This window comes from Bartonella sp. AP58NXGY, from assembly GCF_042195785.1.
In the GTDB taxonomy this organism is placed as follows: Bacteria; Pseudomonadota; Alphaproteobacteria; order Rhizobiales; family Rhizobiaceae; genus Bartonella.
Genome location: NZ_JBHIOY010000002.1, coordinates 27,919 through 43,598 on the forward strand (window position 1 = coordinate 27,919; position 15,680 = coordinate 43,598).

Genomic DNA, 15,680 nt, shown 5'->3' on the forward strand with positions numbered 1-15,680 from the left:
ATGCTTCACAGCCTCCAATATTTCTTAATTTGTGCTTGAGAAGTATTGTTTGTAAAAATCTCTTATATTGCTTTATTTTATCTTTATTTATGATTTTAGCAGGAATTCCAAGGCGTTTCTAGCAGAAACATAAGAACTGCTTTACCTGTTTTTCGATTTGATCTTGATCTTACTCGTTTTGTGGTTGATGGGGCTTGTGCTTTTTTCGCTTTAATGTGCGTTAAAGCGCATCTTTTATAATTTTAATCTTTAGTTTGTTTTTTATTGGTTATGGAAAAAACTATTTTTTTCAAAGACTTTGAAAGTCTGTTTATTGTTTTTTCTTTTGCTGAAATAGATTGATTTATAAGAATAGTTTATCATTTTACAATTTGATAAATTGATAAAAAAGTTTTACCGACAGTAAAATTTACTACTTATGGTAAGTTTTTTATGGCATTCGTTTGCGACTTGAAATGTGTGTGTGTGGATAAAAACATCTGAAGTTTAAATATATCTCTTATGAAGTAACAAGCTGGCACCATCATTATATTTGCCAGCTCCCCAATGTTGCGACAGATCTTGCATTAAGACGGTTCATAAAAGCTATTTTATTCCTTTTTTATACAAATTTGATCCACACACTCATTCTACTTGTTATATGCAAATGAGTGGTTTTGATTGATTCAAGATAAACAGCTTTGAAATGAGAGAATCCTACGTTATTCGAGACTCTCATTCAACATACAAAACAGTGAATTATCATTATAAATCAATATCTTGTCTAAGGATTATATTATAAGAGTGGTGGCAATATTTTGGGTTGCAAACAGAATAGTGGTGCTGGTTTGGATGTTTACCGGTAGCTTTAGCAAAAATGCTAGGTTTATTTCAGTAAAAGGCTAAAGCTTACCGGTGGTATTGTGCATTAAACCATGGTTTCTTTAATTTTGTCGGTTGGCAATCAGATCTTCAACAACTTGTGGTTCGGCAAGGGTTGAAATATCTCCGAGAGTATCAAAATCGTTTTCAGCGATTTTTCGTAAAATACGTCTCATAATTTTCCCTGATCGTGTTTTGGGAAGCTGCGGAGCAAACTGAATTTTATCCAATATGGCAATAGAACCTATTTCTTGTCTCACATGCTTGATAAGGTCTTTTTGCAATTCTTCACTTGGCGCTGTTCCTTCCATGAGGGTCACAAAACTATAAATTCCTTGTCCTTTAATGGGATGCGGGTAACCCACAATAGCTGCTTCTGATACAGAGGGATGAGAAACAAGGGCTGATTCAATTTCAGCGGTTCCTAACCTGTGCCCCGAGACATTGAGTATGTCATCAACCCGTCCTGTGATCCAATAATAGCCGTCACTATCGCGCTTACAGCTATCGCCTGAAAAATATTTTCCTTTATAGGAGGAAAAATAAGTTTGAATAAAGCGTTCATGATTCTTATAAAGTGTGCGCATTTGTCCGGGCCATGAATCACTGATACAAAGATTGCCTTCTGCTTCACCTTCTAAAACATTGCCTTGGGCATCAACAATTTGGGGTTGAACACCAAAGAAAGGACGTGTGGCCGATCCTGCTTTGAGGGGGGTTGCACCGGGCAGGGGCGTGATCATATGCCCCCCTGTTTCTGTTTGCCACCATGTATCGAGAATCGGACAACGGTCATTTCCAATTATATGATAAAACCATTCCCATGCTTCTGGGTTAATAGGTTCTCCTACTGTGCCTAAAAGACGCAACGATGTTCTGTCTGAGTGTTCAACAAACGAATTTCCTGCTCCCATTAAGGCGCGGATAGCTGTTGGTGCGGTATAGAGTGTATTGACTTGATGCTTGTCGACAATTTGCCAAAATCTTCCTTTGTCAGGAAAGGTTGGTGTGCCTTCAAACATTAAAGTGGTCGCACCATTGCATAAAGGTCCATAAACCAAGTAAGAATGACCAGTTATCCAACCAATATCAGCTGTACACCAGTAAACTTCATCGGGGTGGTAATCAAAAACGTATTGATGTGTCATTGCGGCAAAAACAAGATAGCCTGCTGTGGTATGCAAAACACCTTTAGGTTTGCCGGTGGAGCCTGAAGTATAAAGAATAAAAAGTGGATCTTCAGCATTCATTGGTTCTGGTGGGCAGTCTGTTTTGGCATGAGCTATTTCTTCGTGGTACCAAAAATCACGCCCCTCTACCCATTGAATGGGTCCACAAGTTCGCCGTATAACCATGACTTGGTCCACATGCACATTTTGGCGTGCTGCTATCTCAATGGCATGATCAACGTTGTCTTTTAAGTTAATCCGTTTGCCGCCACGCAAGCCGTGATCAGCAGTAATCATAAAGGTTGATTCACAGTCAACAAGACGTCCTGCTATTGCTTCAGCAGAAAAGCCTGCAAAAATAACCGAATGAATAGCACCAATGCGGGCGCAGGCGAGCATGGCATAGGCTGCTTCGGGAATCATAGGAAGATAAATGGTTACTTTATCGCCTTTCTTAATGCCACGACTTTTCAAAAGATTGGCAAAACGACAAACATGTTCATAAAGCTCGTTATAGGTTATTTTTTTATCATGATAAGGATTATCTCCTTCCCAAATGAACGCGATTTTGTCTCCATGGGTTTTCAGGTGGCGATCAATGCAATTATAGGCAACATTTGTTATTCCATCTTCGTACCATTGAATGGAGACATCTCCGTTAAAAGAAGTGTTTTTTACTTTTGTAAAAGGTTTAAACCATTCAATGCGTTGACCATGTTTTGCCCAAAAGCTTTCTGGATCATTAATGCTTTCTCGATACCATTGTTGATAAGTTTCCTCATCGAGTAAAGTATTTTTTTTGATCTCTTCTGATATTGGATAAGTTTTTTCGGTCATGTTTCCCTCTGTTTATTGTTTGAAAAAATCAGCCATTGTATTTTTATATTTATGGTCGCGTTTTCCCAAAAGCTTTTCATTGTGAGGGTAGACTAAATGACAAAGATTAGAATAGTCAATTTTTAAATCTGATACGTTTGTCTTTAAGAGAGTATTTTATGCTTTTAGGATATTCAAATGTGGCAGAACCTATTGTAGTAAAGAGCTTTTTATAAAAGCATAAAGATATTAAAAAATACCCTATAAAAAGGGAGAGGGAATGAGAATGCAAAACAGTCTTATGATTTCATAATAACACAATCCTGATTATAAGAGGTGATCCGCAATAGATATCCCTGAAAAATATTTTATCCAAAGATGTAGATATTTAACTTTGGTATATTCTTTCAAATATACTTACAAAACTATTAAGTTCAGAGATATCTTTGTCGCTATTCTCTATAAATTAGAACCAACACTCACGACCTTTTTCTATAAAGCCCAAAGACCATCTGCTAAGAATCCACCTGCGGCGCCTAAGAGTCCACCTGTAAATGCATCCGCTGATCTTCCAGTTATACCACCTAGAATTGCTCCGCCTATTCCTCCATCAAAAGCTCCATGTAACCCCCCTGCGTCTATGTGAGACATAAAATCATTAGTACTACATGTATTTCCATAAATGATAGGTGTTGAATCATGTATCGTATAAGTTAAACCTGAACCAAAATGTTTCAGTTTAATATTCCTAATATTATCTACATTAAAAATATTAATCATAATGATACACTTCAAATGTCTATCACGTATTTTTAGAGAAATTATAAATATAAACTTTAAAAATATTAATAAAAATACTGTATAAATAATAACTATATTATATTAATACTTTTTTATATGTGAAATATTCTTCTTAAGAAGATAATAATATTACTTATAAATTTTTAAAATATAAATAATGACACCATGTTTTTCTTAATTAAAGTTTAAATTTAGAAAAATTGCGCATATGAAAAGTTGAAGTTTTTCTCTTTGTTTATGAGAATGATAAAGGAATAATGATAGAGGAATATCGTTATTGAAATCGGTCTCATTGCCATTGTTTTGCGTGCATGTATTATGCGCACATGCATGGGATTCGTTCTTTTATTTTTCAAGCGGATATTGACTGTATTTACGCTTTGTAGAGCATAGAAAGCCTCTATGCTATCGTTGACCTTATAGATTGCTATTCATGTTGTTTAGCGCGGTTCTTGGTGCTCTATTGAGCATTTAAGATGTTTATTTTGCTCAAGTGACTTACATGAAAGAGTTTTGTTACTGTATTATGCAGCCATAAGCTTTTTTTATCTGCTTTACACCATTGGCATGTGGGGAAATTGTTTACGCGTGTTGGGGAAGTTAAGAGAATTCGTGGTTTTTAATGAAAATCATTGCGATAATCGTATTGAATATTCTTTTGCAATTATTTATTTCGCGATAGTTTTTTCATTCATGCGCAACGCCTCTCTTATCATTTTGCCTTTATATAAGGATTTATTTTTTACGTTGCTTTTGCTGGAGAGGCGGTCAGAGGGGAGGTGAAGTAGAACCAATGTGCGAGAATATGAGAGCCAAATTGCAATGCTATCTTAAATCTATTGTACGTGTTGTGGATGTGCCGGTGAGAATTTTGAGAAGACCAGCTTTTTTGCTAGAATTGCTCTTTTATTGATTTTTATTGATATTGAAGGAAATATTTTTTCTCATTTCTGCTGTTTTTGGCTTGTTCGTAGAATTTTCAATGGGGATTTATATAAGGGGGAATGAATTTATATGAGGGGAAATTGCTTTACACAGGGCGTTTTCCAAATAAAGCGGAGCCAATGCGAAGGACATTAGAGCCAAACTGTAGAGCGGTTTTGAAATCACTGGACATGCCCATGGAAAGCTTTGGAAGACCTGCTTGTTTTGCTAATTTTGCTAGAAGAGCGAAATAGGGACCGGGGTTTTCGTCGACAGGGGGGATGCCCATAAGTCCGATGATATCGAGTCCATAGTTGTTTTTGCATTGAGAAACAAAAGGGATCACTTCTTGGGGTGCAACACCACTTTTTTGCGGTTCTAACCCAATGTTGACTTGAACATAGCAGGGAAGATGCTTTTTTTGCTTTTGCATTTCGTCCATCAAAACTTTGGCTATTTTTTCACGATCAACCGTTTGAATAACATCAAAAATTTTGACAGCTTCAGCAGCTTTATTTGATTGTAGGGGACCGATGAGATGGAGTTTAATATTTTCAAATTGTTGACGTAAAGCAGGCCATTTTTGTGCTGCTTCTTGTACGCGGTTTTCTGCAAACAAAGATTGTCCTGCTTGCAAAAAGGGACGTATATCAGTGGCAGAAACAGTTTTTGAAACCGCGATAAGTTCAATTTCTTCTACGGGGCGTTGTAACTCTTGACATGTTTCAGCAATGTCTTTTTGAAGGTTTTGCCATGCTTCAATGGAAGGGGTATCGAGGGGTGTTTGTGTATTCATGTTTTTGTGCTTTACCGTTTTTGTTCAAGAGTTGGTCGTTTTTTTTAAAGTTTTATAAAATACTTAGGGAAATATTTCACGAAAATGTTGACGATGAGGTTAATCCATGGTCAAGCATAATAAAACAAGTTTTTTGGTTCAGTTTTATTAAAAGAGTATAATGGGAATGACGATTGAGCATTATAAGATAGGCGAACGCTATAATCCACGTGCGAGAGAAAAAAAATGGCAAAAAATTTGGGATGAAAAGAAAATTTTTCAGACTGTCCAAGAAGATGCTCGTGAAAAATATTATGTTTTAGAGATGTTTCCTTACCCTTCTGGGCGCATTCACATGGGGCATGTGCGCAATTATGCCATGGGGGATGTGGTGGCACGCTATAAACGCGCAAAGGGGTTTAATGTGCTTCATCCTATGGGGTGGGACGCTTTTGGGATGCCGGCTGAAAATGCTGCTATGCAAAATAAAGTGCACCCTAAAACTTGGACTTATCAAAATATTGCGGTGATGCGTGGGCAATTAAAACAATTAGGGCTCTCGATAGATTGGACTCGGGAATTTGCGACTTGTGATGTGGAATATTACCACCGCCAGCAAATGCTGTTTCTTGATTTTTATCAAAAGGGGTTGGTTGCGCGTAAAGTGGCTAAGGTGAATTGGGACCCCGTTGATCATACTGTTTTGGCTAATGAACAGGTGGTTGATGGACGGGGATGGCGTTCTGGTGCGTTGGTTGAACAGCGGGAATTGACGCAGTGGTTTTTCAAAATTAGCGACTTTAGTGAAGATCTCTTGGCAGGGCTTGAAGAGCTGAACCAATGGCCGGAAAAAGTTCGCACCATGCAAAAAAACTGGATTGGAAAATCACAAGGTTTGCTGATTCGTTGGGCTTTAAAGTCGGCGGGTGATGCTGATGATGTTTGTGAGAAATTTGATGAGGTTGTTTGTTATTCAACGCGTCCTGATACACTGTTTGGTGCCTCCTTTTTGGCTTTGTCTGTTGATCATCCTATTGCACAAGCTTTGGCAAAAAAAGACAAAGCGTTGAGTGCTTTTATTGAAAATTGTCGGTGTGGTGGAACGACAACGGCAGCACTTGAAACAGCTGAAAAACAAGGGTTTCTCACGCCCCTTTTGGCAGTTCATCCTTTCGATTCAACAGTACATATTCCTGTTTATATCGCGAATTTTGTGCTTATGGACTATGGAACAGGGGTTGTTTTTGGTTGTCCTGCTCATGATCAGAGAGATTTCGATTTTGCGCGTAAATATGATCTTCCAATAAAACCCGTGGTTTTGCCAAAAGGAGAGCAAGCAGAAGATTTTGTCACACCTGAAACACCTTATACGGGTGATGGGGTGATGATCAATTCCAGTTTTTTGGATGGTTTGACACCCCGACAAGCTTTTGAAGAAGCTGCTAAAAAGCTTGAAAAACAAATGCTCAATGGGCAACCGCAAGGGAAGAAAACAGTGCAATTTCGTTTGCGTGATTGGGGGATTTCACGTCAACGTTATTGGGGGTGTCCCATTCCGATGATCCATTGTACAACTTGTGGGGTTGTCCCTGTTCCACGTGCCAATTTACCGGTTGTGTTGCCTGATGATGTTACTTTTGATCAACCGGGCAATCCTCTTGCACGACATGAAACATGGCAGAATGTTACTTGTCCTTCCTGTGGTCAACCGGCCAAACGCGAAACCGATACCATGGACACATTTGTTGACTCTTCTTGGTATTATGCACGCTTTACGGCTCCTTTTACATCAGAACCTGTTGATAAACAAGCAACAGCTGAATGGTTGCCTGTGCAACAATATATTGGTGGAATTGAGCACGCGATTTTGCATCTTCTTTATGCGCGCTTTTTTATGCGTGCCATGAAATTGGTCGGTCATGTGACGGTCGATGAGCCTTTTAAGGGGCTTTTTACCCAAGGTATGGTGGTGCATGAAACCTATCGAGATGATCAAGGGTGGGTTTCTCCAGCAGAAATTTCCATTGTTGAAAAAGATGGAAAGCGGTGTGCTTATAAATTAACCGATCAAAGTGAAGTGACGATTGGTTTGATTGAGAAAATGTCAAAATCAAAAAAGAATGTTGTTGATCCTGACGATATTATTGCATCTTATGGCGCTGATACTGTGCGTTGGTTTGTGTTGTCAGATTCTCCTCCCGAGCGGGATGTCATTTGGACAGAATCTGGTGTTGAAGGTGCACATCGTTTTGTACAGCGTGTTTGGCGCCATGTGGCTGTGAGTGCTTCTATTTTAAAGGATGTGGCGCCTTGTGCAGGGCATCAGGGAGCGGCTTTGGAACTCTCAAAGGTCGCACATCGCACGCTCCACGCTGTAGAAGATGATTTGGAAAAATTCGCTTTTAATCGGGCTATTGCACGCCTTTATGAATTCTTGAATATTATGGCGCCGTTGTTAAATAGGATAGAAAGTGTTGACGATGAAATGAAAGCTTCTTTACGTCAAGCCATGGATTTTTTTCTTGCTATGATTGCACCAATGATGCCCCATTTAGCAGAAGAATGTCATGCTGCTTTAGGGGGAAAAAGTTTAATATCTGCGCTTTCTTGGCCTGTTTATGATCGTACGTTAACCGTTGCGGAATGCTATACTTTGCCAGTACAAATTAATGGTAAAAAACGCGGTGAGGTGAGCGTTGCAGCAACTGCTGATGAGGTGATGATTAAAGAAGCGGTTTTGGCGTTAGATTTTGTAAAGGCGCAGCTGATTGAAAAGCCCGTGAAAAAAATCATTGTTGTTCCAAAAAGGATTGTGAATGTCGTTCTTTAAAAGTTTTATTCTTTTCGTTTTAGCTGGTGTATTCACACTGTTGTGTGGATGCAAAGTTGAGCCGCTTTACCGTCAAGAATTGCAGAGTTCAATGGCGATGGATTCTGCTTCTTATGGGAATTCTTCTTCTGGGCACCCTTCTGGACAAGCTTCTTTGGGATTAGCGCAAAAGCTTGCTTCTATTGTTGTGGAAGAACCTTCGGATCGTTTTGGACAAATGGTGCGCAATCATCTGCTATTTCTTTTGTATGGAAATGGTGCTAAACCTTCTCTACCTGCTTATCAATTGGCATTGCAGATATCCGTCTTTACCAGAGAATCGATGCAGATAGAGGTTGATTTCGAGAAAAAGAGAAAGGGACGACCTTCTGTTGGAACTGTTATGAGCAGAGCTTCTTACACTTTGCAGGATATGAAAAATACTCTTGTTGCAAAAGGAACAGCAATGATGAATGCATCTTTTGAACGCCTTCGTCAAGAATATGCAACGCTGCAAGCAGAAGAAGATGCAAAAAAACGTGTTGCGGAAGAGTTGGCTGAACAGATCTTTTTGTTACTTTCAAAAGATCTTTCCAATAAAAATTCTAAATATTAAGCAATATTTTGTCCTGTTTTTTTCCAGTCATCGAGAAATATTTGCAACCCTTTATCAGTGAGAGGGTGTTTGACCAGGGCTTTTAAGATTGCTGGTGGAACTGTTGCAACGTCCGCACCACTGAGCGCTGCTTCTTTGACATGATTAACGGTGCGGATTGAAGCGGCCAAGATTTGTGTTTCAAAGTTATAGTTATCATAAATTGTGCGTATTTCATGAAGCAGTTCACTTCCATTATTTCCGCAATCATCAAGTCTCCCAATAAAAGGTGAAACGAATGTCGCGCCTGCTTTGGCTGCTAATAAGGCTTGATTGGCAGAAAAACAAAGGGTGAGATTTGTTTTTAGTCCTGCTGCTGTGAGGGCTTTACAGGCTTTTAATCCATCAAGTGTTAAAGGAAGCTTGATACAAATATTGTCGGCAACCTTTGCTAAAACAGCCGCTTCTTTCATCATGTCTTCAAATTGAGTTGCTGCAACTTCAGCAGAAACAGGTCCACGAACAAGGGCGCAAATTTCTTTTGTAACATCAAGAATATTGCGTCCCGATTTTAGGATAAGAGAGGGATTGGTGGTAACACCATCAACAAGGCTTAAATTCTGTAACTCTTGAATTTCTTCAATATTGGCGCTATCCACAAAAAATTTCATATCTAACCTCTTCTTTTTAGCTTTTATCCTATTTTTTGTTATGCGCTATTGTTGACTGCAAAAGCAAGAGAAAGAATTAATATCTGTGTAAAGAACAAGAATGCTATGGTGTTAATCATATACTCGTTTTCGGTAAATAAATATTACTTATTGTTTTCACACCTATTTCATAGCATTGTTCTTAATAAGACATAGAATTCATTGCGTACAAACATTTTTGCGTATTGGCATCTTTGCGGAGCGGTATTTTTATACTTATGAAAATAAGCTAGCATTATCACACACTTTGCTCATTTCCTATTTGCGATTGCTCTTGATATTTGAGAGTGTTCATAAGATGTCTTTCTTTTTCACGTGGTTTACGTTTAATTTTCTTTCACGTGTAAGCGAATGGATTCATTGTGTCGTAATAAAACACCATTGAAGAAGGCATGTAAAATTTTACGCATGAAGTATTTTATATGGTCAAAATATTGATTTATAATGATAAATAATTGTTTAACTTGAATTATAATGCCAAAGACAGAAAGATTTTCTCATCACGTATTTTGCTTTATATTGAATCAATTAAAATCATTTTTTTGCACGTCATAAGAGGGGCAGGAATGTGGGGAATAAGTATTTCAGAAAGTACTCAAGATGTTTCTTATGAATCGTTTCAAGTGCCAAGGGGTTTGTTGCAACATCCATGAGCTGGCAAGGTGTGTGATGGTGCTGGTTTACTCTTTTGTGAGGTGTAAAGATGGTGGTGATCAGTGGATTTATCATTATACTATTCATGGTTTGCGTTGCGAAAAGGGCGTGGATTTGTATGAGAGTTTGATAAATATTTAGAGAAAGGAGCTGTATCTTATAAATTAGCTTACTTTAGGAGGGAGATATGAACCACATAAAGAGGTTGTAAGTCCGTTTAGGAAGCAGGATTATTTACAAAACATTATGTACAGGACATTATTTATAGATCGGCGGGGTTAAGAATCTTCATTTTTGAAATGTGGCGAGGACCCTGACTTATGATCATTGGAAGTTCCATAAGATGATGAGAAAAATGGGCTAAAATAGCGTTTAATGTCTTAGAAATTTCATTGGAAAGATCTTTTGACAATAAAAATCTGTATAAACAATTTTTTAACCCTATACTTTTGTACTGCATTGCATTGACTTATAAAGATAATTCACTTTTTGTATGTTGAATGAGAACCCCGAATATCGTAGATTTTCTCATTCTAAACCTGTTTGATGTTGAATCAATAAAAATCATTTTCTTGCAGGTGACAAACGGGAAGAGCCGTGGAGAGTGAAACTGTCCAAGAAAGAAGAGAAAATACCTTTTATGAATCATTTTAAGTGCCAAGGGGCTTGTTGCAACATCCACGAGCTGGCAAGGTGTGTGTTGGTACCGGATTATTGCTTGTATTGTTGCTTGATTCTCAATCAAACTGAAAGATGTACGCACGTGTTTTCACGCTTTGGCATGAAGCCAAGGTAAATATTGTAACGGCTCCATTTGCAATATTATTCTCCTTATAATTAAAATCATGGGATACTCTTTCATCACTAAGGATTTACAAATGTTCCTCGATGGGTTTGAAATGAGAAAAATTCATCGTATTGAGTTTTTTTTATTACAATAGGTAAAATGATGATTATATCTTTATAAATCAGTCTGTTGAAGATAAATTGAGATATGAGGCAGTAAAAAATAAAAGTGTGCGTTGGAAAAAAGTCATACTATGGGATCGCTTTGTTGAAGGACGCACTTACGATCTCATGTTGAATGCTTAATAATGATGCGCTTTATTTGCACAGAAGAATGGTACTGTTTTTTTGCTATAGAGTTTTTTGTTATAGACGATGAGATTGGTCCTTTTATTGGTACTTTGGTGATGGAATGCGTGTTAAAAAGAATTTTTGTTAAAAAAGTGTTGTGATCGGGGGGATTGAATCCTGCAATGAATTTTATAAGAGTGTTTAAAGATAAGGTGTAGACTTGTTGGTGCTCAATAGGTCGTAGATTGGTTTAAAAGATGAATTCAAACATGATAGAGGAAAAGATTGTATCCGTATTGGTTCCTCTTCCTGTTGCTCACGCTTATAGTTATAAAGTTCCATCTTCTATGGAGGTGAACGTTGGTTCTTTTGTTCGGGTTCCGGTAATGGGGCGTGAACTTTGCGGTTTTGTTGTGGATGTTGGAGAGAAGATAGCCGATGGGCAAGGGACCGCTCCTGTGGCGCGTGAAAAATTACGCTTTCTTCTTCATGTTTTTGATTGCCCCCCATTAAAGACAGAAATGATCACATTTTTGCGTTTTGTTAGTCGCTATACAATGGCACCTTTTGGTCTTGTAGCGCGATTGGTTTTGTCTGTACCGGCTGCTTTAGAGCCGGAAGCGCAGATGCTGGGGTTGCGATATTGTGGTGGAAATGTAGAACGTCTCACACCAGCGCGGTCACGGGTTTTGGAATTGGTGCGTAATGAGAAGATATGGACACGTTCTGGTCTGGCACATGCGGCTGGAACTTCGGTTTCTGTTGTTGAAGGTTTAAAAGCTCTAGGGGTTTTCGAAGATGTTATGGTCCCTGCTCCTGACCTTGTGGAAATGCCTGATCCTGATTTTTGTCCCCCTCAGTTACAGGGAGCACAAAATGAAGCAGCAACATTATTGCGGGAAGGTGTTTTATCTTCTCAGTTTCAAGTTTTTTTGCTTGATGGTGTGACTGGATCTGGAAAGACAGAGGTTTATTTTGAAGCGGTTGCTCAAGCTTTCAAAGGGGGCAAGCAGGTTTTAATTTTATTGCCGGAAATTGCTTTAACTCAGCAGTTTTTAGATCGTTTTTATGCGCGCTTTGGCGCTGCGGCAGCAGAATGGCATTCTGATTTGACGCCACGTCGTAGAGAACGCGTCTGGCGGCAAGTCGCAGAAGGGCGGGTGCGTGTTGTGGCTGGGGCTCGTTCGGCGCTTTTTCTTCCCTTTCCTAAGCTTGGCTTGATTGTTGTCGATGAAGAACATGATAGCGCTTATAAACAAGAAGAGCGCATTTTTTATCATGCGCGTGATATGGCTGTTGCACGAGGCTCTTTTGAGTGTTTTCCTGTTATTTTATCTTCAGCCACACCGTCGATTGAAAGCCAAGCCAATGTTTTAAAAGGGCGTTATCAAAAGGTGCATTTACCTTCCCGTTTTAAAGAAGTTGCACTTCCACAGTTGCGGGTGGTTGATATGCGCCAAGGGGGGGTGCAAAAGGGGCGCTTTATTTCCTTTGCTCTTGAAAGGGCTTTAAAACAAACGCTTGATAAGGGCGAACAAGCTCTTCTTTTTCTTAATCGTCGTGGTTATGCACCTTTGACTTTATGCCGAATTTGCGGACATCGTTTTCATTGTACCGATTGTTCAAGTTGGTTGGTAGAACATCGTGCGCAAGGGCAACTGAAATGTCATCATTGTGGATATCATGAACCACTTCCTGAAGCCTGTCCTGAATGCGGAACCTTAGATCATCTTGTGGCTTGCGGACCAGGTGTGGAAAGAATTGCCGAAGAAACACAAATGCTTTTTCCTCAAGCGCGATCATTGATCCTTTCAACAGATCTCAAAGGAGGGATTGGGCAGTTGCGAAGCGAATTACAAGCCATTGCCAATGGCGATGTGGACATTATTATTGGAACACAGCTGGTTGCTAAAGGACATCATTTTCCCAAGCTCTCTCTGGTTGGTGTTATTGATGCTGATCTTGGTCTTGCCAATGGCGATTTACGCGCAAGTGAACGTACCTATCAGCTGCTTTCTCAAGTTACCGGAAGAGCAGGGCGTGTGGGATTGAAAAGTTTAGGATTATTGCAAACTTATCAACCAGATCATCCGGTCATCAAAGCCTTACTTGCATGCCAGCCAGAAGATTTTTACACACGTGAGATTGCAGCGCGTCAGCATTATCATTTGCCCCCCTATGGGCGGCTTGCCTCTTTGATTGTGTCGGCACAACAGCGCCAAGCAGCAGAACATTATGCGCGCGCATTGCGTCAAGCAGCGCCACGGGAAAAAAATATCTCTGTTATGGGACCAGCAGAAGCGCCTTTGGCTCTGGTTCGGGGGCGTTATCGTTTTCGGCTTTTGCTGCAAGGACAGCGTTCTTTTGATATACAAGGGTTTATACGTGCAATGCTTAGCGGTACACCCAAAATGCCCAGTTCCGTTCGGGTTCAAATTGATATTGATCCGCAAAGTTTTTTCTAAAACCAGTATCGCATAAAGTGAAGGTCTCTTTGCTTAAGGTGCTTTACTTGAACTCTTATATTATTCAGAATAAGCATCCTAGCAGCAAAATATGATATATGTACATTGCATTAAGTAGAGCCACGGGAAAAAATATCTTTGTGATAAAACGAGCAGAAGCGCCTTTGGTTCTGGTTCGGGGGTGTTATCGTTTTCAGTTTTTGCTGCTTTTTTTATTTTAGGAGCAATGTTCTTTGGATAAGGGGGCAATGCTTAGCGGTATACTCCAAAATGCCCAGTTCTGTTCTGGTTCAAATTGATATCGATCCATAAAGCTTTTTCTAAAGTCTGCGCAATATTAAAATGAAGGGTGTGGGCTTAATGAAGGTCGTGTTTTTGATGTTGTTTTACAGTCAAATCTCATACAGCAGCATGTAACAGAAAATAAAATGTTTTTGTTCTGTACGAGTCGTTTTGATGTTATGCCCAATTAGAGTGAAAAATATTATATCTGCTTTATTTATCTTTGACAATACATTGATTTATAATGATAATTTATCGTTATTTATATTGAATGAGAGTCCTGAATAACGTAAGATTCTCTCATTTCAAATCTGTTTATCTTGAATCAATCAAAACCACACACTTGCACGTCACAAGCGGGATGAGTGTGTGTATCAAATTTGTATAAGAAAGGACTAAAAATGGCTCTTATGAACCGTCTTAATGCAAGATCTGTCGCAACATTGGGGGCTGGCAAATATAATGATGGTGCCGGCTTGTTACTTCATAAGCGTAAAGATGGAGGTGCTCAATGGATTTACTGTTATACCATTTATGGGTGCTGTCATAAATGGGCTTGGGAGCGTTGCGAGATGTCTCTTTAAAACAGTCACGTGAATTAGCAACTGGGTGGCGTTCGGTTTTACGTGAAGGTCGTGACTCCATTAAAGAACGTGAAAAACAAAAGCGTGAAACAATAAGCAATCTCCATTATTTAAAAGACATTGCTTTAGAGACTTTTGAAAGTCGTAAAGCTGAATTAAAAGGGGATGGAAAAGATGGAAGTTGGTTTTTACCATTACGCCTTCATATTCTCCCTAAATTAGGCTGTCTACCCGTTTCTGAGATTACACAAACAGAGATACGCGATACCCTTGCCCCTATTTGGCATTTAAAAGCTGGAACTGCTTATAGAGCTCTTAATCGTCTTTACCTTTGATGAGAACACAGATTCATTTTGGAGCGTAAAGGTAAAAATGAGCGTCTATCGTTACCATCTTTTTATTTGATTTTATCGTTTTTAAAAGCGTTCATAGCAATATTTTTTATCATGGAGCTGTTCCAGTTCTTCACGCTTTTATTACCCTCATTTTTTAATGGGGTTGCGTTTTTCATGCAAAGCAGAGCAACCAAAACAGAATATTATTGTATTGTTACATTTCTTGTTTAAGTCAATGTTTCTCAGTACGCTCGAATTCATTTTACGATGTTATCCGTGAATAATATAATGTAAGGGCTTTCATGAATGCAGAAGCCGTTAGGGAGTACCACCTTTATTTATAAAGTACCGGTTGGCACCATTATATTATTTTAGCTCTTAGTCTTACGAAAACTCTTAGTACTTGAGAGCGTTTATACGAGGTGTTTTTTTCTTTAATCATTTTATCCATCTTCCTTATTTGTAATGGAGCAAGGGAATGATTTTGATCAAAGGATTTGAAATGAGAGAATCTCACGATGTTGGGGAGTATTCAGTATGAAGAAAGAAGCATTATCATTATAAATCAATGCATTGTATATTTAAGTTGTATATTTAAAAAGTGTTTTTAAAAGGAAATAATTTGGTGAAATGTTTTCAGAAGCGTGGGTATTTGAAGAAAAAAGATCAAATTTTTCTTAATTTTAAGAAGGATATCCGTTATTTTTTCTTGCTTATGAGTTTGAAATAACACATTTTTTCAGTCGCAGTCGCAGTCGCAGTCGCAGTCGCAGTCGCAGTCGCAGTCGCAGTCGCAGTCGCAGTCGCAGTCGCAGTCGCAGTC

At 38.8% G+C, this 15,680-nt stretch carries 7 protein-coding genes and 1 pseudogene; 4 read left to right on the plus strand and 4 right to left on the minus strand.

Going from position 1 to position 15,680, the window contains the following annotated elements:
• Nucleotides 1-923: 923 nt before the first annotated feature.
• The 3 genes from acs to ACFINC_RS01390 all read right to left on the minus strand — a co-directional run bounded on the left by acs (nucleotide 924) and on the right by ACFINC_RS01390 (nucleotide 5,367).
• Entirely contained in the window at nucleotides 924-2,867 is a 1,944-nt protein-coding gene (gene acs, locus ACFINC_RS01380) for an acetate--CoA ligase (RefSeq protein WP_375615780.1), read from the minus strand.
• Between the two features lie 471 nt (nucleotides 2,868-3,338).
• Entirely contained in the window at nucleotides 3,339-3,626 is a 288-nt protein-coding gene (locus ACFINC_RS01385) for a hypothetical protein (RefSeq protein ID WP_375615781.1), read from the minus strand.
• A gap of 1,051 nt (nucleotides 3,627-4,677) precedes the next feature.
• A complete protein-coding gene (locus ACFINC_RS01390; RefSeq protein WP_375615782.1) occupies nucleotides 4,678-5,367 on the minus strand; it encodes a YggS family pyridoxal phosphate-dependent enzyme in 690 nt (229 codons plus the stop codon).
• Between the two features lie 166 nt (nucleotides 5,368-5,533).
• Here ACFINC_RS01390 and leuS point away from each other — a divergent pair, with 166 nt between their 5' ends.
• A complete protein-coding gene (gene leuS / locus ACFINC_RS01395; RefSeq protein WP_375615783.1) occupies nucleotides 5,534-8,176 on the plus strand; it encodes a leucine--tRNA ligase in 2,643 nt (880 codons plus the stop codon).
• Nucleotides 8,163-8,771 (plus strand): LPS assembly lipoprotein LptE, encoded by a 609-nt coding sequence (gene lptE / locus ACFINC_RS01400; protein WP_375615784.1) that lies wholly within the window; start codon nucleotides 8,163-8,165, stop codon nucleotides 8,769-8,771. Before leuS ends, lptE begins: the two co-directional genes overlap by 14 nt.
• On the opposite strand, the gene fsa is transcribed toward lptE, so the two are convergent.
• A complete protein-coding gene (fsa, locus tag ACFINC_RS01405; RefSeq protein ID WP_375615785.1) occupies nucleotides 8,768-9,421 on the minus strand; it encodes a fructose-6-phosphate aldolase in 654 nt (217 codons plus the stop codon). The genes lptE and fsa overlap by 4 nt on opposite strands.
• A 2,039-nt stretch (nucleotides 9,422-11,460) precedes the next feature.
• Between fsa and ACFINC_RS01410 the strand changes: the two genes are divergently transcribed.
• Together ACFINC_RS01410 and ACFINC_RS01415 are read left to right on the plus strand one after the other, a co-directional pair.
• A complete protein-coding gene (locus tag ACFINC_RS01410) occupies nucleotides 11,461-13,656 on the plus strand; it encodes a primosomal protein N' (protein ID WP_375615786.1) in 2,196 nt (731 codons plus the stop codon).
• Between the two features lie 683 nt (nucleotides 13,657-14,339).
• Nucleotides 14,340-14,854, plus strand: a pseudogene (locus ACFINC_RS01415) (integrase arm-type DNA-binding domain-containing protein); the annotation flags it as partial.
• Nucleotides 14,855-15,680: the final 826 nt, after the last annotated feature.

Coding starts and splice junctions, on each gene's coding strand:
- acs (WP_375615780.1), bottom strand. CDS start 2,867: ATGACCGAAAAAACTTATCCAATATCAGAAGAGATCAAAAAAAATACT.
- ACFINC_RS01385 (WP_375615781.1), bottom strand. CDS start 3,626: ATGATTAATATTTTTAATGTAGATAATATTAGGAATATTAAACTGAAA.
- ACFINC_RS01390 (WP_375615782.1), bottom strand. CDS start 5,367: ATGAATACACAAACACCCCTCGATACCCCTTCCATTGAAGCATGGCAA.
- leuS (WP_375615783.1), top strand. CDS start 5,534: ATGACGATTGAGCATTATAAGATAGGCGAACGCTATAATCCACGTGCG.
- lptE (WP_375615784.1), top strand. CDS start 8,163: ATGTCGTTCTTTAAAAGTTTTATTCTTTTCGTTTTAGCTGGTGTATTC.
- fsa (WP_375615785.1), bottom strand. CDS start 9,421: ATGAAATTTTTTGTGGATAGCGCCAATATTGAAGAAATTCAAGAGTTA.
- ACFINC_RS01410 (WP_375615786.1), top strand. CDS start 11,461: ATGATAGAGGAAAAGATTGTATCCGTATTGGTTCCTCTTCCTGTTGCT.